The following is an 18,542-nucleotide window of genomic DNA, read 5'->3' on the forward strand; positions in this document are numbered from 1 at the left end:
CAACGAGGTATGAAAAGTTAGCAAGGAATTATGCCAGTATGGTTTCACTGGCATTTTCGATGATGTGGTTGCCGATGTATTGCTGAGTGAAATATGTACAGCAAAGATCAACAGGCCTTAGCAATTAAAGAAAAAATTTTAAGCGCTTGGATGAAACTGTGCAGGCCGAAATTCCGTGCATTAGTCTGTTTTAGGTATGAGTTTAGATAAGGTTTGATAGTTAAGTGAGGCACTCTAAATAACTAATACTGCAATAGAATAAACTGTAATTAATGATTGTAATACCTTAGCGGCTTGCCTAATATAGGAATTAGAGTATTTAATTACATACCTTACTTTGGTGTATTTATGTTAAACCGCTTACAAGAATCAGACATCAAACTGTTACGCGTATTTTATGCCGTAGCATCATGCAATGGGTTTACTGCTGCAGAACCCGTATTGAGAATGCAGCGTCCAAATATTAGCGCTGCAATTAAAAAACTTGAAGAAAGGTTGGATTTAGTTCTATGTCACCGCGGTCGTGGGGGGTTCCAGATGACCAAAGAAGGTGAAGTGGTCTTTCAGGAAACAAAACGAATTTTCAATGCCTTTGATAACTTTGTTTTTAATTTAAAAAGCCTACATGATGATTATTCTGGGCATATCACTTTAGTGTTAATGGCTGGATTACCCCTTTCAATGCATCTAGCAGTGAGTAAAGCGGTTAAGAGCACTATGAAGAAGTTTGATGATATTCATGTGAATATTCAAACTCGTCTATACAATGAAGTGGAGCATGTAGCTTTATCTGGTGAGTGTCACTTGGTTGTTTCAACCTATGATATGGTAAAACCAGAATCAGTGACTTTCCATCCAGTAGGTCACATATGCCATGGGCGATTGTACTGTGCACCTTCACACCCCTTAGCTAAATATAAAGAAGCTTTGCCTGATAATTTGAAAATTGAAGATTATCCTGCCATCGGGATTTCAGGACTATCTTCAGCTAACTATATTCAAGATGAGAGTCGCTTATTGATTCAAACTTTCTCGGATTCTTTCGATGGCTGTATGTCTGCCATTATGACGGGTGAATATGTTGGGCTACTGCCTGACTACATGACCAAAGAGCAGGGCGCTGGCTTAGGTTTGGTGCCTGTTGGTGGCGGTAAAATGTTTGAATTTGAACATGAACTTTTTGTTATGAATGGTAAAAATACTAGGTTAAATCCAGTGTTACGTCATTGCATTAAAGAGCTAAGTTATTTTATCAAAGAAAGTCAAAAATAAACTAGGTTTTAAGCTTTAAAAAAATGCCAGCAAAATTGCTGGCATTTTTTATTCAGTGGTGTAATTTTTAGCGCTGAAATTCGCTGGTTTTGCTCCATTGTGGCCAATCATTCGAATTGGCAATGCTATAGCCCACATCGAATAACATTTGAGTATCTTCTTGGATGCCACCAAAGTCCCAATTTTCTCTAAATTGATCACAAACCTGATGATAGCAACCTTTGACAACAACATTGGCACGCTTACGATACTTCGCTGTGGCTTCGTCTATGGGTTGGTTTCCGCCTTTCGCATACAGCGCTGGTACGCCTTGTTTGGCGAAGCTGAAGTGATCTGAACGGTAGTATGAGCCAGCCTCAGGTCTGTCTTCCTGAGTCAGGAAGCGCCCTTGTTTTGCCACGGCAGATGCTAGGTATTTCTCAAGTTCTGATTTGCCCATGCCCACAACTGACACATTTTTAGTTCTGCCCAAAACGTTTAACGCATCCATATTTAAATTGGCGACGGTTTTGTCTAGGGGAATGATAGGGTGCTCAGAATAATATTTAGAGCCTAGTAATCCTTGCTCTTCAGCGGTAACAATTAAGAACGTAATTGAACGGGCGGGGCGTATGGAAAGCTCTGAAAATGCTTTTGCCATAGTTAAGCTCGCTGCAACGCCTGTGGCATTATCGTGTGCACCATTGTAGATTTGGTCACCTTTTAAACTGCTGTCTTTACCTAAATGGTCCCAGTGTGCGGTGTAAATAATGTGTTCATCTGCTGCTACACTGCCGCTTAATGTGGCGATCACGTTATTACTAACAGATTTTTTTAATTTACTGTTTACGGTGATAGAAGCCTTGGTACCTAAGGCTTTAGAATAGGGGCCTTGCATGGCTTTAGCTTTCTGTTGACTGAAATCGAGTCCAGCTTCAGCAAATACTTTGTTGGCGGCTTCAAGACTTATCCAACCTTCTACAGCAACACGGTCAGCATTACCATTTTTTGATACTAGACTGTATTGGGGACCACTCCAACTGTTTGATACAACAGACCAACCATAAGACGCAGGAGCTGTTTCATGAACTATAATAGCGGCTTCAGCGCCTTGACGGCTAGCTTCTTCATATTTATAAGTCCAGCGACCGTAGTAGGTCATGGTTTTACCTTGGAACTTACCACTCTCTGGATTTTCAAAACCTGGATCATTGACTAAGATAACCACGGTCTTACCTTTTACATCCAAGCCCTGGTAGTCATTCCAATTGTATTCTGGTGCATTTACGCCATATCCAACGAACACGATCTCTGAGTCATTTAGGTTAACTTGGGGAGTTTCGCGTTTTGATGAGGCCACCATGTTTTTTTGATATTCGAAGGTATTTTTCCCCATATGTAACTGCATATTGGGATCGGCGGTGATTTCCATTAATTCAACAGCCTGAAGGTAACTATTGCCATTACCCGGCTCAAACCCTAAGGATTTAAAGTTGTCGACTAAGTATTCGAGGGTTTTGGTCTCACCATCGGTAGTCGGGCCTCTACCTTCAAACTCGTCTGAAGATATTGTTTTGACGTGCTGCTTTAACTCTTGTTCACTGATACTTTCATACACTTGCTGAAAGTTACTTTGTGGACTTTCACTATTTGGCAGTTGTTCACATCCAACGATTGCTAAAATAGAAAATACAACTGGAAAAATAAAACGCATTGATTGCATATTGTTACTCTTATTATTACATTTGCATCCAGTATAAGAAATCCAGCAACAAGACTCTAGTAACCTATGACATCAGTTAAACAACCATCGCCCCGTGAGTGCCACGAATTGTGGACAGGCATGATAAAAAGGGCACCTTTTAGCGAACTTGAACAGCGCTACAGCCTAACTAAATTCGACAATTTATTGCATGCCGATACCCTCAATACCTTAAAAGATCAGTTGGTTACTACAGAGAATGGCATTCACCTTCTTCAACGTGGACAGGCATCGTCTGGAGACATTCAACGTGGACAGGCATCGTCTGGCGTTTATCAACATCAACGTGGACAGGCATCAAGGAATGATTTTGGATTGTCGTTTAAGTGTCAGAATTCAATGTCTGAAACCGACGGCTATTACGAAACCATTATTTTTAAAAATAAAGTCATTCCTACGCGGCCAAACTCATGGCATGACTTATTTAATGGTCTGATTTGGCTCAGTTTTCCAAAGACTAAAACACTTTTAAATCAATGGCATGTAGAAGATATTCAAGCTCATGGTTTGACTCCACGCACTCAGCGGCGAAATCAGATCACATTATTTGATGAGTGTGGGATTATTCTAGCCGTATCTGATTCACAGGTATGTGAATACCTCGCAAATCATCAATGGCAAAAAGTTTTTATCGAAGAAAGGCATAAATGGGTAAATCATTGCTCAATGTTAGATCACGATGTAAAGGTAGCTTCTAACAAGGATGGCCAAATTGACAATCCGCAAATTAAAGCTTTTGTTTTTGGCCATGCAAATTATGAAATGCTTTTGAATCCGTTTATTGGATTAACTGGAAAATGGTTAGCGATAAGAGTAAATGACAGCTTTTTCTCTGAAAATTATGCCCAGCAACTAAGTATTTTAGATTTATCTCTCTATCATTATCTATTGAGTAAAAATTCACTTTCAAACACGGGAAAATTGCCACCAATCCCACTTTTGGGGATACCTAGTTGGTATCCTGCAAACCGATATAAAGAATTCTATTTGAACGAGGAATACTTTAGACCGGCGCGGAATTAAATTTTTGCGGCAATTATTTCATCAAAATTAGTAAAAACCAAAGTAAGATAATTATTGCAAATGGTGCAATCGCCACTGTGTATATTTTAACTTTTTTGAATTTAGTCCAATGGCTTAAGCCTACTGCCATCAGGTAAACACTAAAGAATAATTCTGGCTTAATCAAATTAGCTAAACCAAACCATTTTGAATCCTCGCTCAAGCCTAACCAATATGATAGGGCTAAAGGGTGTAAGTCACTGATTGGCATTTGATTGCTTTCAGCTAATGCAAGCACAAGTATCGCAGCGATAAATCCAATGACTGCCGGGAGCGAAATCCACCATGTAAAACCGTACCAATCAGTAAATCCATTGACGCAGTCTTCATCCGTTTTGGCTACTAAATTGAGATATGCGGCAAGAATCACATTAACGATTACTTGGAATAAAAAAGCAACTATAAGTATGCCAGTGACTAGATATCCTGGTCTGATTTGCGCTCTAATATTATTTTGTTCGGCTGGACTAAGGTTACCCGCTGTACTGTCAACGATAAAATTGCGATACCACTCGAAATCGACAAAGTTGTAGTACAAATATAGTGGCAGTAAAACAAAGCTCATAACCAATAAAAACGGTATCCATGACCAGTTGTCATTATTGTTTACCGCTTCAAATACACCATTTGGTTTTGTGAATATTTGTAGAGATGCTTGCAAAGCATTATTCGGTTGCATAACAAAGTGCTCAAGTTGGGTTAAGTTTTAAAGCTCAATAAATTTAAGGTGAATGATGTAGGCCATAAAAAATCAAGCTAGGATGTCCTCAATTATATGTAATAAATCCAATAAGTTATACACTATTGAATAAGTGTGTCTAAAATAGCAAAAAATGCAGTTGTTTTTGATCGATTGAGGTTAGCCAGTTTAGGTGTAATCAGGGAAAAGTAATGATAGAAATTAAGAATTTAGCTAAGAAATTCGTGGTTGAGAATCCTAAAAAACTTAGTGAACAAGAAAAGAAAGATCCCCGTCTTAAAGGTCGATATTTCCATTCAGTTTTAGACGTTACTTTTACAGTAGAAAAAGGCCAGGTACTGGGTTTACTTGGTCCTAACGGTGCGGGTAAAACAACTACATTGAGGATGTTGTCAACTGCCTTACAACCAAATCACGGTAGTGTTTATATCAATGAAGTTAATGTGTTGGAAGACCCTTTAATCGCCCGTCAGAAAATTGGATTTTTATCTGGTACAACAGGGCTGTATGGACGTTTAACGGGGCGTGAAAATATTGAGTACTTTGGTCAGCTTCATGGAATGAATAAATTACAAATAGAAAACCGTATCGAGGAGTTGTCGGCCTTGTTAGAAATGGAGACATTTTTAGATCGCAGAAGTGAAAACTTTTCTACAGGAATGAAACAAAAAACTTCGATTGCTAGAGCGGTTATTCATAATCCTGAAGTTGTTATTTTGGATGAACCTACTACGGGGTTAGACATTATGGCAACCCAAACCGTGCTAGATTTTATTCGAGGTTTGAAAAATAAAGGTATTCCGGTCATTTTTTCAACTCACCATCTAGGCGAAGTGGAAGAGCTATGTGACAGAGTTACAGTAATTGATAATGGGGTTAGTCAATTCGATGGCAGCGTCGATGAGTTTAGAGGACAGGCACAGAACCAAAATTTGCATGCGGCATTCTTAGCCACTATTCAACAAGGAGAGCAGTAATGTGGTTGGTATTGTTAAAAGAATTAAAAGAATTAGTTAGAGATAAAAAAACGTTATTTTTTATGATTGCAGTCCCTATACTCGTTATGCCTGCTTTTGCTGGTATAGCCATATATTTCGCTCAAAATGCTGCTACTGAAGCGCAAAATAAAGTGTTGAATTACGCTTTAATAGGTGCTGAATACGCCCCTGAAATTGACACGAAATTGTTGCAATTAAAAGGGTTTAATCGAATTGAAATTGACCCAAAAGCAGATTATAAAAAACTAATTCAAGACAATACCGTTGATTTTGTTTTGGAAATCCCCGCAAATTATTCAAATGATATTTTACAAACTGGACAGGCACTATTAAAACTCCATCTAAATGATTCTGGTCTTAATAGGGTTTTTTATCGAGTAAACGAAATAGTCGATGAACAGGTTAAAAAGTTAAGAGAAATAGCGTTTAAGAAGTTAAATCTATCAGAAAAACAAAGTGTTGCAGTTTTGAAACCAATTATTTTAGAGAAAATTAACACTGCCAATACTAGAGAAAATTGGGGCGAAAAAATTGGCGGACTCATTCCTTATTTCATTTTTATATTGTGCCTGCAAGGTGCAATGTTCCCCGCCGCAGATTTAGGTGCTGGAGAGAAAGAAAGGGGAACTTTAGAGACATTATTAATTTCACCAATTGAGCGTTATAAAATAGTACTCGGTAAGTTTTTAACCATTGCATTTGCTGGTTTAACTTCAGCCCTTATAACAGTATCTAGCATGGCGTTATGGGGCGTCATACTTAGCCAAGGTTTGGCGATTCAGTTCGTGGTGACCTTTATGTCCTCTATAGGGGCTGTCGACTTTATTCTGATGTTTTTAATGCTTGTACCTGTTGTGGCTATTTTTGCTTCTATATTATTGAGCTTGTCCATTTACGCGAAGAGCTATAAAGAAGCACAAAGCTATATGGGAACCCTGATGATGTTGCTCTTTATACCAATTTTTTTAGCGATGGCACCAGGAGTTGAGTTAAAAGGAGCATGGGCATGGGTTCCTTTGACTAATGTTGCTTTGGCTATCAAAGAGTTGATTAAAGGCACAATGGACTATTTTCAGCTAATTGCTATTTTTGGTTCAACAGCATTGATTGCCGTTGGCTTGCTGGCATTTTGTGTAAATTGGTTTAATAAAGAAAAAGTGCTGTTTAGATAACTTTCTCTATAACATTAGCATTCGAATTTCGTATTGAAGGCATCTATTTTAATCTGTTTTTATTCAATAGTATTGCTCATCAACACTTACCATACGTTTCCTATTTGTGTGCTTTTTGAATTGTTGCCGATTTTTATAACTGCCAGCAGCAACATTATAAATAGATTCGAAATGAAGACTTTCCGCGTACCAAGTCGATCCAACCAATTGCAGTTTCGTTAGAATATTGGGTTGATTTTTTATCGGAAAATCACTTTGTGATAGAGTGGGGATTTCGGCAGTTGTTTTCACTAAGCTAACGTAGTCAGAAAGGCAAAATGGTAGACACCACTTTTTGTTAGTTGCTAAAAAAGGCATCAAATCTGGAGGTTGTTTACCTTTTTCAAAGGCCTTCAAGCGTCGCTTAATGCTGGTGTGGTGCGACATTTCTAGAGTCGTTGCTGTACTCGCTCTAATTGGATTCAAATCGACATAAACCATACAAGCTGCTAATGCTTTTTCATCTAATAATGCCTGAGATTTAAATCTGCCTTCCCAGAAGTGTCCGGTGCATTGATCCTCTCGATTTGCTCGTCTCGCTATGGGTTCATTAAGCTCACGCATAAACCAGCTTATATCAAAAAGGCGTTGACGATATATTGAAATTGTTTGTTTTACGGTTTGTAACTGCACTTCATTTAACTTCGGAGGGTTAGTTTGAAGCGACTGTTGCGATAAATGTGTAGGCTTGTGTATTTTCTGCCATTTTTCTACTACCTCTCTATCAGACAAACTAAGCGCTTTGCTTTTATTTACGTGTAAAACAACATGGATATGGTTACTCATAACAGCATAAGCGCAAATATCAATGCAAAAAACATGAGCTAGTAGTAATAATCTATCCTCAACCCATCGACGACGATGTTCATAATTTTTGCCGCTGTAAGCATCCCTGCCACATAAGTAGGCTCGACGTACACACCGAGAAACACAATGATAATATGACGTATCAACCAAGCTGACCTGGTGCTTTCGAGCTAAAGCCATTCTTCGCTCCATTTTCAATATAGGTCACTTTAGCTTAGTCTTAAACTTGAAGGCATTAGTATAGTTTAAATGGATTATAGGTCTAGTTTGAGTATTGATTGTAATATTGAGGAGGAAGCCAAGAATATAAAGGTGACTGTCAAGGTTAAAAAACGCGATAGTGATGGGGACACTGCAATGTCGGTGGGTGTCTATATTAATATCTGTGGGTGTCCATATTAACAGTGTCCATATTAACACCTATTTAGTTAGGCTTTTGCGCTAAGTCGAAATCAAGAAAATAGTGTTAGAACCCGTAAGAGTATTTTAACAGCAGTAAAACAATACTTGAGTAGAGTAATGATACCGGCCAGCCAAAGTTGATGAAGTGTTTAAATTTATAATTTGCAGCATTGAAGGCTAATAAATTGGTTTGGTATCCATAAGGAGATAAAAAGCTAGCACTGGCGGCGAAAGCTACCGCTAAGGCAAATGGCATTAATGGAACACTCAGGGCTTCAACCACACCGTATGCAAAAGGAAACATTAAGGCTGCAGCTGCATTATTGGTGACTAATTCTGTTAACAGTAAGGTTAAACCGTAAACAATCAGCAATGCTAAAAAAGGACTGCCATTATTTATAAAGGGAGTTAATGATCCCGTTAGTAGTTCAATCACACCAGAAGACGATAATGCTGTAGCTAAGCTTAAAGCTCCAACAATAACGATCACTAAGTTTATTGGAATGTTCCGTTTTAATTCTGAATTGTTTATTACTCCTGCAATAACTAAAGCGGCCATGAAAAATAATAAGCCTGATGACAAACTTAAGACCGAAGTCGCGGCTAATAATATGGTGAGTAAGAAGCCTCCGATAGTGAGATATTCTTGAAGTTTATTTAGTCGAGTAGAAATTTTTTGCTCAGAAATGATAAAAAAGTTTTTACTTAAGTTGTGCCTGTTTACAAAGTCTTGACCGGTTGCAAGCAGCAAAAAATCACCTGCTTGTAACTTAATTTCTCCTAACTTACCAGATAGTTGCTCACCATCTCTTCTTATTGCAACGACAGCGGCATCAAATAAAGCTCTAAACCCTACAGCCTTAAGGGTTTTACCTAAAATTTGTGCACGATTTGAGATGATAACTTCTGTCAAATTATCTCGCAATAAGCCATCGGTTTCTGCAAATAATACTAAACCTTTTATATGTGAAAGGCTGTCCACGTTCTTAATGTTTCCGGAAAAAATTAATTTATCGTTTTCTAAAATCATCAAGTCAGGGGCTACTGGACTTATTAACTGGCCATCACGAATAATTTCAACTAAAAATAACTCAGGCAAGTTTCGGAGATGATTCTGCTCTACGGTTTTGCCAATTAATTCTGATTCTGCAATCACTTCAGCTTCAATAAAATAATATTGAAAGCTCCCTTTTCGCGTCTCAATATTCGGCAACAGTGGCGTTAATACGAACATTAATAAGCCACAACTTAAACCCGCAATCAAACCGTAAAAGGTGAAGTCCCAGAACTGGAATCCAGGATATCCTTGCTCAATAAGGAAACTATCCACAATTAGGTTTGTCGATGTACCGATAAGAGTGACTGTCCCCCCTAAAATTGCGGAGTATGACAGGGGAATCAATAATTTTGAGGCGGGGTGATGCTGGTTTTGACTAATAGGCGCAATCATACTAGCAACGACAGCAGTGTTGTTGAGTAACGCAGATGAGGCAAAAGTGAGTCCGAATAATCGCCAATAACTGGCCTTAAAACTAGCTGTGATTAATTTTCTTCCTAGATTTTTAATCATGGATGTCTTATCAACGGCGGTACTCACCAGTAATAGTATAATAAGGGTGAGTAAACCTTCGTTGGTAAGGTTATGTGCTACTTCTGAGAAGGTGATTTGGCCGCTCAACATAAGTGCTAATGTTGAACCAGCAAACACAGAAGAAGGGCGCTTATCAGTAAAGATAAGCGCCGCAATAGTCGCGAAAAAAATCGCTACAACAGCAACTTGATTAATATCCACAGTTGGAAGTATAACTAATTATAATTTAGTTATATCAGTGGCATTCCAGTGAGGAAAATGTTTTCTAACCAAGGTATTAAACTCAATTTCAAACTCTGAAAATTGATTAGTGGCAGTCGTTGCCTGGGTTTGTTCGATTATCATGCCCGCACCCACAGTTCCATTTGTTACTCTGTCGATAATAATGAACGCACCGGTAGCACGATTTTCAGTGTAAGGGTCACAGGCTACTATTTGCGTAAGCTTGATATTAGCAACGGCAATTTCATTTAGGTTCAAATGCACAGCATCTTTCTTTTCCATGGTATTCACATCAATTAAATAATTGATATTTGTAACCGACCCAGGTACAAATTTAGTTGCGAATTTGAAACCATATTGCTTATTAGGAATAAGTGCTTCTTCATCCATCCAGACCAAATGGGTTTTAAATGTGTTCCCATGTAAAGGCAGATTATCCGACTTCACAATCATATCACCACGAGAAATGTCTATTTCATCTTCTAGGGTTAAGGTAGTTGTAAGTGGAGCGTGAGCAAGCTCTTGCTCACCTTCAAAGTTAACAATTGATTTTACGGTTGATTGTTTACCAGAAGGTAGAGTGGTTACCTTATCGCCAACTGCAATTTGACCAGAAACAACAGTACCGGCAAAGCCTCGGAAGTTGAGGTGAGGGCGGTTAACATATTGCACTGGGAATCGGAAATCATCTAAATTTAAATCTTTATCAATTTCTATATTTTCCAATGCTGTCATCAAAGTATCGCCAGTATACCAAGGCGTATGCTCACTCTTATTGACCACGTTATCGCCATCTAGAGCCGATAGTGGGATAAAACTAATATCAGGGATATCGAGTTGTTTTGAAAATTCTAAATAGTCTTGTTTAATCTCTTCAAAAACAGTTTGACTGTAATCCATCAAATCCATTTTGTTGATAGCCACGATAACGTGTTTTATACCCAACAAAGAAACCAAAAACGAATGACGACGAGTTTGGGTTTTCACGCCAGCGCGAGCATCCACTAAAATAATCGCCATTTGGCAGGTAGATGCACCTGTTACCATGTTACGAGTATATTGTTCGTGTCCTGGGGTGTCAGCAATAATGAATTTGCGCTTGTCAGTAGAAAAATAGCGATAGGCTACATCTATTGTTATACCTTGCTCACGCTCAGATTGCAGTCCGTCAACTAGTAGCGCTAGGTCGACTTTTTCACCAGTTGTTCCAACTTTTTTACTATCTTTGGTGATTGCTGCAAGTTGATCTTCATAGATCATTTTTGAGTCGTGTAGTAAACGTCCGATAAGTGTACTCTTACCGTCATCAACGCTACCACAGGTTAAAAATCGAAGAAGATCTTTTTTCTCATGTTGATCTAAGTATGACAATATATCTTGTTGTAATAATGTGTTTTCGCTATTCATATTTTAGCAACTCACCAAAAAATAAGGGTTTAATACAGAATCTTTTTGATTGTAACGTAACGCTGGAGCGTCGGGATCCAAAGGGTTCTCTGAAGTAATCACAGTGACTTTACCGCCAGCTGCTTCAACTACAGCTTGTGCTGCCCCAGTATCCCACTCAGACGTTGGACCTAACCGAGGATACAAATGCGCTTTGCCTTCAGCAACCAAACACAGTTTAAGTGAACTTCCCATAGCGACTAACTCAGTCTCACCTGGTAAAGATTCAAGTAACGATGTAATTTCAGGGCTTTGGTGGGAGCGGCTACCAACGACTTGCCATGTTTCACCTTCTTGATGAGGGCTAACTTTGATATCGTTAATTTCTCCGCCATCAATTTTATAAGCACCTAAACCTTCTACACCCACGTAGGTCGTATTTAAGACAGGCGCATACACAACACCTAAAATTGGTTTTCCGGCACTAATTAATGCAATGTTAACAGTAAATTCACCGTTTTTCTTTACGAATTCTTTCGTCCCATCCAAAGGGTCAACTAACCAATAGTCATCCCAAGTTTGTCTCGTTTTCCAGTCGATACTGGCAGATTCTTCGGATAAGATAGGGAGTTCAGAAATTTCCTTAAGACCATCAACAATGATGTGATGAGCGGCTAAATCCGCCTCGGTCAAAGGGCTTTCATCAGACTTTTCGTAAATCGCGAAATCTTTTTTATAAATTTCAAGTATGGCTGCCCCTGCTTTATGGGTTATTTCAGCTACTTGCGTTGCGAGAGCGTGATCAAACATTAATCTAAAAATCCTTTTTCCTGTAGCATCTTAAATAGTAACTCCGCGGATTCTTCAGCGGTTTGACCTGAATACGTTAAGTGGATTTCTGGATTTTCAGGCGTTTCGTAGGCCGAATCAATGCCAGTGAAGTCCTTAATATCGCCTTGACGTGCTTTTTGATAAAGGCCCTTTGGATCTCGCTGTTCGCACACTTCTATCGGGGTATCCACAAAGACTTCGATAAATTCACCTTCGGACAATAAACCGCGACAAAAATCTCTATCTGCTTTAAATGGGGAAATGAAAGCCGTTAATACAATTAACCCTGAGTCGACAAATAATTTAGCTACTTCACTGATTCGACGAATGTTTTCTACTCTATCTGAATCACTAAAACCTAAGTCACCACATAAACCATGGCGTACATTGTCGCCATCAAGTAAATAAGTATGCTTACTCGCTTCTGCTAATTTTTTTTCTAATAAATTAGCAATCGTAGATTTTCCAGAGCCGCTCAAACCCGTAAGCCATATTACTGACGGTTTTTGTGCTTTTGCTTCGGCTCTGCGTTTTTTGTCTACTTCATGTTGATGCCATACGATGTTGGTAGCCATTAAAAATATCCTTCCATCTTTTTCTTCTCCATTGAACCGGAAGAGTCGTGATCAATCACTCTTCCCTGACGTTCTGACGTTTTCGTCAACAACATCTCTTGGATAACTTCAGGTAACGTGTCAGCTTCTGATTCCACTGCACCCGTTAATGGGTAGCACCCTAATGTTCTGAATCTGACAGAACGCATTTCAGGTACTTCACCTTCTTCTAAAGGCATACGGTCATCGTCAACCATAAACAATACGCCATCTCTTTCAACCACAGGTCTTGGTTTCGCAAGGTACAGTGAAGGGATTTCAATATTTTCTAGATAAATATATTGCCAAATATCTAATTCTGTCCAGTTCGACATTGGAAATACACGAATGCTCTCACCTTTATTAATTTGAGAATTATAAATATTCCACAATTCAGGACGCTGATTTTTAGGATCCCAACGATGGTTATCATCACGGAAAGAGTATACTCTTTCTTTGGCGCGAGATTTTTCTTCATCACGACGGGCACCACCGAAAGCGGCATCAAACTTATATTTATTTAAAGCTTGTTTTAAACCAGCGGTTTTCATTATATCGGTATGCTTTGCACTACCATGGGTAAATGGACCCACTCCCATATCAATCCCTTCTTGATTAATATGTACTAGCAAATCTAGATCGTGCTTTTTGGCCATCTTGTCACGAAACTCTATCATTTCGTGAAATTTCCACGTTGTATCAACGTGTAAAAGAGGAAAAGGAATTTTGCCGGGAGCAAAAGCTTTGCGGGCAAGGTGTAATAATACTGAAGAGTCCTTACCTACCGAATAGAGCATTACAGGGTTATCGAATTCTGCAGCAACTTCTCTGAAAATATGAATACTTTCAGCTTCAAGCTGTTTCAAATGAGTCACTGACGGAATAGAGTTAGTCATGTTTATTTTCCACGTAAATTCAAGCGTTAGACAAAATACTTATATGCATAGAACCATAACATAGTTGGCAGCAATATAGGTATGACCATTTACTATATTTAGCAACAAAATGGTTTAAAAAAACAAAAGACGAACACCATATAAATAAAGTGTTCGTCAAATGTTGTTTTTATGTGAATATTTTTTAAAGATTCTTTAATTCACTATCAACGGTATCGAAAGTCTGACATATGCTTTCCTTAGGCTTGGCTGTCATTAAGCTGACACCCACAGTGAAAACACAACTAACGATAAAACCAGGGACAATTTCGTAGATGACAGCGCTCAATGCCTGTCCATCAATTGTTAAGTCCGCAAAAATCCAAATTAGTACTGTGATTGCACCCGTTATCATTCCAGCCAATGCACCGGCAAAAGTCATACGTTTCCAATACAGGCTAATAATGACTAAGGGACCGAAGGCTGCGCCGAAGCCAGCCCATGCATTACTCACTAGGGTAAGAACAGTACTATCTCGGTCGTAGGCCAGTATCACTGCCACAAAGGCAACTAAGGCCACTGATATTCTTCCCACCATCACCAACTCTTTTTGACTGGCACCACGACGCAAAAACGCTTGGTAAAAATCACCAGTTAATGAACTTGAGGTAACCAGAAGTTGAGATGAAATGGTACTCATAATTGCCGCTAAAATTGCCGCCAGTAAAAATCCACCTACAAATGGATTGAATAATAATTGCGATAACACGATAAAAATGGTTTCGGGATCTTCAATATTTGTCTGTGTCTTGGTCATGTATGCTAAACCAAATAATCCCGTCGCTACTGCACCGGCTAAAGAAACTATCATCCAGCTCATACCAATCCGTCTTGCGACTTTCATATCCTTCACATGTCGGATAGCCATAAATCGCACGATTATGTGTGGCTGTCCAAAGTATCCGAGCCCCCAAGCTAATAACGAGATAATGCCAATGGCCGAGAGTGCCTGTCCTGTGGATGCATCAACCCACAGGCTCATCATATTCTCGCTTACATCTGATATCTGTTGAGTGGCTTCGCCTATGCCGCCCACTTCGAAGAGGACCACAACTGGGACCATAATCAGGGATACAAACATGATACAGCCTTGCACAAAGTCGGTCATACTCACAGCCAAAAAACCGCCAAACAGGGTGTACGCAACCACCACACCCGCGGTCACATATAGGCCAGTTTCATAGGTCAAACCAAATGATGATTCAAAGAGTTTTCCGCCAGCAACAACACCGCTAGAAGTATATAGGGTAAAAAACACAATAATGACGACTGATGAAATAACTCGGAGTAAACGACTTTTGTCTTCAAAGCGATTTTCGAAATAGTCTGGGACGGTAATTGAATTATTTGCTACTTCGGTATAAACCCTCAGTCTAGGCGCAACTAATATATAGTTGAGAAATGCACCTATAGTTAAACCAGCTGCGATCCAGATACTTGACAGTCCAGATACATACATTGCACCTGGCACCCCCATTAACATCCAGCCACTCATATCTGATGCACCTGCAGATAAGGCTGTCACTTTAGGGCTCAACGTCCTACCACCAAGCATGTATTCTGTCATGTCGGATGTGGACTCTTTAAAGGCGTAAAGACCTATTCCAAGCATCACGATAAAATACACAGTAAGTGATATGAGTGTACCTAATTCCATTGAAAATCCTTTGTTTTTTAATATTTATCTCTGTATTAGGCGATCTATGCTAACAAGCATAGCGGTGGCATACTAGGGGCATCCTGATCCACCGTAAAAATATTATGACAGGTGAACACCTTTAGCGATTAATATTTAAGCACTCCGAGTTAACAGTTTTATGAATTATTCTTTTTATGATTTTGCCCAATTGAGTGCAAACCAGCTTTATCAAATTTTACGATTACGCCAAAACGTTTTTGTTTTAGAGCAGAAAAGTTTCTATGACGACATTGATAATTTAGATCAACAGAGCAAGCATCTTTGCGTCTATTCAAACACACAACAACTGATGGCTTATGCACGCCTACGGTTAGTTAGTGATCCTGAAACAATAGGAAAAATTGAACGAGTTGTCGTAGACAGCCATGCTCGTGGCCAGGGGATAGCAGCCAACATGATGGACGAAATTATGGCCTATTTTCAAAGAGATATGGAGGTTCGTGATGTTAAGTTATCTGCTCAGGTTGAGGTGATTAATTTCTATGAAAAATGGGGTTTTAACGTAACAGGCGATAGCTATGACGACGGTGGCATAGAGCATAAAGATATGGTGATTTCCCTTAACTAGAAAAAGATATTATTTTGTTGAGGTTACTAAAAAGGCCTAATTAATAGGCCTTTTTAGTATCAAATTAAGTTTAGATGACGTTAAACGTTAAAACGGAAGTGAATAACATCGCCGTCTTTTACAATGTAATCTTTGCCTTCCAAACGCCATTTCCCAGCGTCTTTGGCACCTTGTTCACCTTTAAACTCTACAAAGTTGTCGTAACCGATTATCTCAGCTCGGATAAAGCCTTTTTCAAAGTCTGTGTGTATTTTACCGGCAGCTTGCGGAGCGGTTGACCCTTCAGGGAAAGTCCAAGCTCTTACTTCTTGTACTCCAGCGGTAAAATAAGTTTGCAAGGTTAATAAACTATAACCTGCACGAATAACACGGTTCAAACCAGGTTCAGTTAAGCCTAATTCTTCCATGAATTCCGCTTTTTCTTCATCATCCAATTCGGCTATTTCAGATTCAATTTCTGCACAAACGGCAACAACTACAGCATTTTCTTGTTCAGCGATAGCGCGAACTTTATCTAAGTAGGGGTTATTTTCGAACCCGTCTTCGTTAACATTCGCCACATACATGGTTGGTTTGAGCGTCAACAAATTCATATAACTAATTGCAGCTAATTCCTCTTTTTCTAACTCAACTGCGCGAAGCAACGTCCCTTCATCTAGAGCCGGTTTAATTTTTTCTAACACTTTTATTTCGAATTTAGCGTCAGCGTCACCACTCTTCGCTTTTTTACCCACTCTGATAAGTGCTTTTTCAACACTTTCTAAATCGGCAAGGGCGAGTTCTGTATTAATGACATCAATATCGTCTTGGGGATCTACTTTGCCCGCTACATGCACAATGTTGTCATTTTCGAAACAACGCACTACATGTCCGATAGCATCGGTTTCACGAATGTTCGCTAGGAACTTATTTCCTAGTCCTTCACCCTTAGATGCTCCAGCAACCAGCCCGGCGATGTCCACAAATTCCATGGTAGTGGGAATAGTACGTTTGGGCTCTACAATTTCAGCCAGTGCTGTCAATCTTTCATCTGGCACAGGGACAACACCTGTATTGGGTTCAATTGTACAAAACGGAAAGTTAGCCGCTTCTATGCCAGCTTTGGTTAATGCATTGAACAACGTTGATTTTCCGACGTTGGGCAAACCAACGATTCCACATTTAAAACCCATTTGGTGTTCCTTAAACTATTTGGCGCTCAGATTATCCGGCGTATGCTGTTATTCTACTTTGAATGAATGAAGGCGATTCATCGCTTTTTTCAAATCATCTTTTAACAAAATTTCGGTACAACGCAATGCTTCGTCAATTGCTGCATCGATTTTTTCTTGATCTTGTTGTGACGCTTTTCCCAACACATGGCCAGTCACTCTAGATTTATCACCTGGATGACCTATACCTATGCGAAGTCGTAAAAAATCTTTAAAGTTTCCTAATTTTGACACTATATCCCTGATCCCATTTTGACTGGAACTGCCGCCTGTTTTGAATTTTGCTATACCAGGAGGTAAATCAAGTTCATCAAAGGCAACCAATATACTTTCAGGGGGGATTCGATAAAAACTGCTTAGTGCTGAAACTGCCTGACCACTTTTATTCATATAAGTGGTAGGGATAAGTAATCTAATATTCTGCCCAGCGTATGTAAAGCGGCCAGTATATCCAAAAAATTTGTTTTCCAACTTGAGCGTGCACCCAAATTGCTTTGCCAGTGCTTCTACAAACCATGTACCGGCATTGTGGCGTGTATTTTTATATTCGGGGCCTGGATTTCCCAGGCCCACAATAAGTTGAATGTCAGACAAGCAACTTATTCCTCAGGTGCAGCTTCTTCAGAATCGTCTTCTTCAACTTCGTCTGCACTAGGTCCTTTAGCTGTCTTAATTGTTGCTACAGCTAAGTCATGTGACTCACCTTTAGCAAGTTCAACTAATACAACACCTTCAGGAAGCACTAGATCTGACAAGTGAACCGTTTCACCTAGGCCAACAGGCTCTAAGTTAACTTCGATGAACTCTGGAAGAACGCCAGGTAAACAAGTTACTTCAACATCATTCATGTGATGCTCAGCGTGGCCACCTTCAGTTTTAATTGATTCAGCTTTGTCTTCGTTGATGAAATGAAGAGGTATATTGGTCGTTACTTCTTTATTTTTGTCAACACGCAAGAAATCAATGTGTGTAACTTTTGGTTTAAACGGGTGACGTTGCATATCTTTAACAAGTGCGTCTACTTTTTCACCAGCAATATCAAGGGTAAGAACGTGGCTATAAAAAGCTTCGAATTCTTGTGCTTGGATTACTTTATTGTGAGCTAGTGTAAGTGATACTGGTTCTTTACCAGCACCGTAAAGGATAGCAGGAACTTTGTCTTCACGACGTAGGCGGCGGCTCGCACCTTTCCCCAAGTCGGTACGTACTTCTGCATCCAAGTTGAAAATTGCATCAGACATTTTGGAACTCCAAATTAAATAATTAAGTTTTGTTGTTTCTTGCGACCAGAAACAACATAAATACAAGCATTG

Annotated in this window: 17 protein-coding genes and 1 pseudogene; 6 read left to right on the forward strand and 12 right to left on the reverse strand. The window is 39.3% G+C overall.

Features of this window, described 5'->3' with window-relative positions; translation table 11 throughout:
• Both ACYVIL_RS14720 and ACYVIL_RS14725 read left to right on the forward strand, forming a co-directional pair.
• Nucleotides 1–86, forward strand: a pseudogene (locus ACYVIL_RS14720) (IS5/IS1182 family transposase); the annotation flags it as partial.
• 262 nt (nucleotides 87–348) lie between these two features.
• Nucleotides 349–1,272 carry a LysR family transcriptional regulator gene (locus ACYVIL_RS14725; protein ID WP_303477059.1) on the forward strand — a complete coding sequence of 308 codons (924 nt, stop codon included), beginning with the start codon at nucleotides 349–351 and terminating at the stop codon, nucleotides 1,270–1,272.
• A 67-nt stretch (nucleotides 1,273–1,339) separates the two neighbouring features.
• Here the strand turns inward: ACYVIL_RS14725 and ACYVIL_RS14730 are convergent, their stop codons facing one another.
• Entirely contained in the window at nucleotides 1,340–2,965 is a 1,626-nt protein-coding gene (locus ACYVIL_RS14730) for a M28 family metallopeptidase (RefSeq protein WP_460313176.1), read from the reverse strand.
• A 129-nt stretch (nucleotides 2,966–3,094) separates the two neighbouring features.
• Between ACYVIL_RS14730 and ACYVIL_RS14735 the strand changes: the two genes are divergently transcribed.
• Complete coding sequence (locus tag ACYVIL_RS14735; protein ID WP_460313130.1) at nucleotides 3,095–4,036, forward strand: DUF3025 domain-containing protein; 942 nt, start codon at nucleotides 3,095–3,097, stop codon at nucleotides 4,034–4,036.
• Between the two features lie 13 nt (nucleotides 4,037–4,049).
• Here ACYVIL_RS14735 and ACYVIL_RS14740 read toward each other — a convergent pair whose 3' ends face one another.
• Nucleotides 4,050–4,754, reverse strand: coding sequence for a YIP1 family protein (locus ACYVIL_RS14740; protein WP_460313132.1), 705 nt, complete (start codon nucleotides 4,752–4,754; stop codon nucleotides 4,050–4,052).
• Nucleotides 4,755–4,966: 212 nt separating this feature from the next.
• Between ACYVIL_RS14740 and ACYVIL_RS14745 the strand changes: the two genes are divergently transcribed.
• Nucleotides 4,967–5,752: an ABC transporter ATP-binding protein gene (locus ACYVIL_RS14745; RefSeq protein WP_303477048.1), complete on the forward strand. Its 786-nt coding sequence runs from the start codon at nucleotides 4,967–4,969 to the stop codon at nucleotides 5,750–5,752.
• Nucleotides 5,752–6,945: an ABC transporter permease gene (locus ACYVIL_RS14750; protein ID WP_303477045.1), complete on the forward strand. Its 1,194-nt coding sequence runs from the start codon at nucleotides 5,752–5,754 to the stop codon at nucleotides 6,943–6,945. Before ACYVIL_RS14745 ends, ACYVIL_RS14750 begins: the two co-directional genes overlap by 1 nt.
• A gap of 63 nt (nucleotides 6,946–7,008) precedes the next feature.
• Here the strand turns inward: ACYVIL_RS14750 and ACYVIL_RS14755 are convergent, their stop codons facing one another.
• The 7 genes from ACYVIL_RS14755 to putP all read right to left on the reverse strand — a co-directional run bounded on the left by ACYVIL_RS14755 (nucleotide 7,009) and on the right by putP (nucleotide 15,408).
• Nucleotides 7,009–7,971 (reverse strand): transposase, encoded by a 963-nt coding sequence (locus ACYVIL_RS14755; RefSeq protein ID WP_460313135.1) that lies wholly within the window; start codon nucleotides 7,969–7,971, stop codon nucleotides 7,009–7,011.
• A 286-nt stretch (nucleotides 7,972–8,257) separates the two neighbouring features.
• Nucleotides 8,258–9,985 (reverse strand): SLC13 family permease, encoded by a 1,728-nt coding sequence (locus ACYVIL_RS14760; protein WP_460313137.1) that lies wholly within the window; start codon nucleotides 9,983–9,985, stop codon nucleotides 8,258–8,260.
• A gap of 18 nt (nucleotides 9,986–10,003) precedes the next feature.
• Nucleotides 10,004–11,413, reverse strand: a complete 1,410-nt coding sequence (gene cysN, locus ACYVIL_RS14765) for a sulfate adenylyltransferase subunit CysN (protein ID WP_303477037.1) — start codon at nucleotides 11,411–11,413, stop codon at nucleotides 10,004–10,006.
• Nucleotides 11,414–11,416: 3 nt separating this feature from the next.
• On the reverse strand, nucleotides 11,417–12,202 hold the full coding sequence (gene cysQ, locus ACYVIL_RS14770; RefSeq protein ID WP_460313139.1) for a 3'(2'),5'-bisphosphate nucleotidase CysQ: 786 nt from the start codon (nucleotides 12,200–12,202) through the stop codon (nucleotides 11,417–11,419).
• Complete coding sequence (cysC, locus tag ACYVIL_RS14775) at nucleotides 12,202–12,798, reverse strand: adenylyl-sulfate kinase (RefSeq protein ID WP_303477033.1); 597 nt, start codon at nucleotides 12,796–12,798, stop codon at nucleotides 12,202–12,204. Before cysC ends, cysQ begins: the two co-directional genes overlap by 1 nt.
• Complete coding sequence (gene cysD / locus ACYVIL_RS14780; protein ID WP_303477031.1) at nucleotides 12,798–13,712, reverse strand: sulfate adenylyltransferase subunit CysD; 915 nt, start codon at nucleotides 13,710–13,712, stop codon at nucleotides 12,798–12,800. Before cysD ends, cysC begins: the two co-directional genes overlap by 1 nt.
• Before the next feature lie 184 nt (nucleotides 13,713–13,896).
• Nucleotides 13,897–15,408, reverse strand: coding sequence for a sodium/proline symporter PutP (gene putP / locus ACYVIL_RS14785; RefSeq protein ID WP_303477029.1), 1,512 nt, complete (start codon nucleotides 15,406–15,408; stop codon nucleotides 13,897–13,899).
• A gap of 160 nt (nucleotides 15,409–15,568) precedes the next feature.
• On the opposite strand from putP, the gene ACYVIL_RS14790 reads away from it, so the two are divergent.
• A complete protein-coding gene (locus ACYVIL_RS14790; RefSeq protein ID WP_460313142.1) occupies nucleotides 15,569–16,018 on the forward strand; it encodes a GNAT family N-acetyltransferase in 450 nt (149 codons plus the stop codon).
• A gap of 80 nt (nucleotides 16,019–16,098) precedes the next feature.
• Here ACYVIL_RS14790 and ychF read toward each other — a convergent pair whose 3' ends face one another.
• From ychF to ACYVIL_RS14805, 3 genes are read right to left on the reverse strand one after another with little or no spacing between them, the layout of a single operon-like run.
• Nucleotides 16,099–17,190 carry a redox-regulated ATPase YchF gene (ychF, locus tag ACYVIL_RS14795; RefSeq protein ID WP_303477025.1) on the reverse strand — a complete coding sequence of 364 codons (1,092 nt, stop codon included), beginning with the start codon at nucleotides 17,188–17,190 and terminating at the stop codon, nucleotides 16,099–16,101.
• A gap of 48 nt (nucleotides 17,191–17,238) precedes the next feature.
• Nucleotides 17,239–17,823 (reverse strand): aminoacyl-tRNA hydrolase, encoded by a 585-nt coding sequence (gene pth, locus ACYVIL_RS14800; RefSeq protein WP_303477023.1) that lies wholly within the window; start codon nucleotides 17,821–17,823, stop codon nucleotides 17,239–17,241.
• Nucleotides 17,824–17,828: 5 nt separating this feature from the next.
• Nucleotides 17,829–18,470 carry a 50S ribosomal protein L25/general stress protein Ctc gene (locus tag ACYVIL_RS14805; RefSeq protein ID WP_303477020.1) on the reverse strand — a complete coding sequence of 214 codons (642 nt, stop codon included), beginning with the start codon at nucleotides 18,468–18,470 and terminating at the stop codon, nucleotides 17,829–17,831.
• Between the last annotated feature and the right edge of the window lie 72 nt (nucleotides 18,471–18,542).

This window comes from Aliiglaciecola aliphaticivorans, assembly GCF_054782055.1.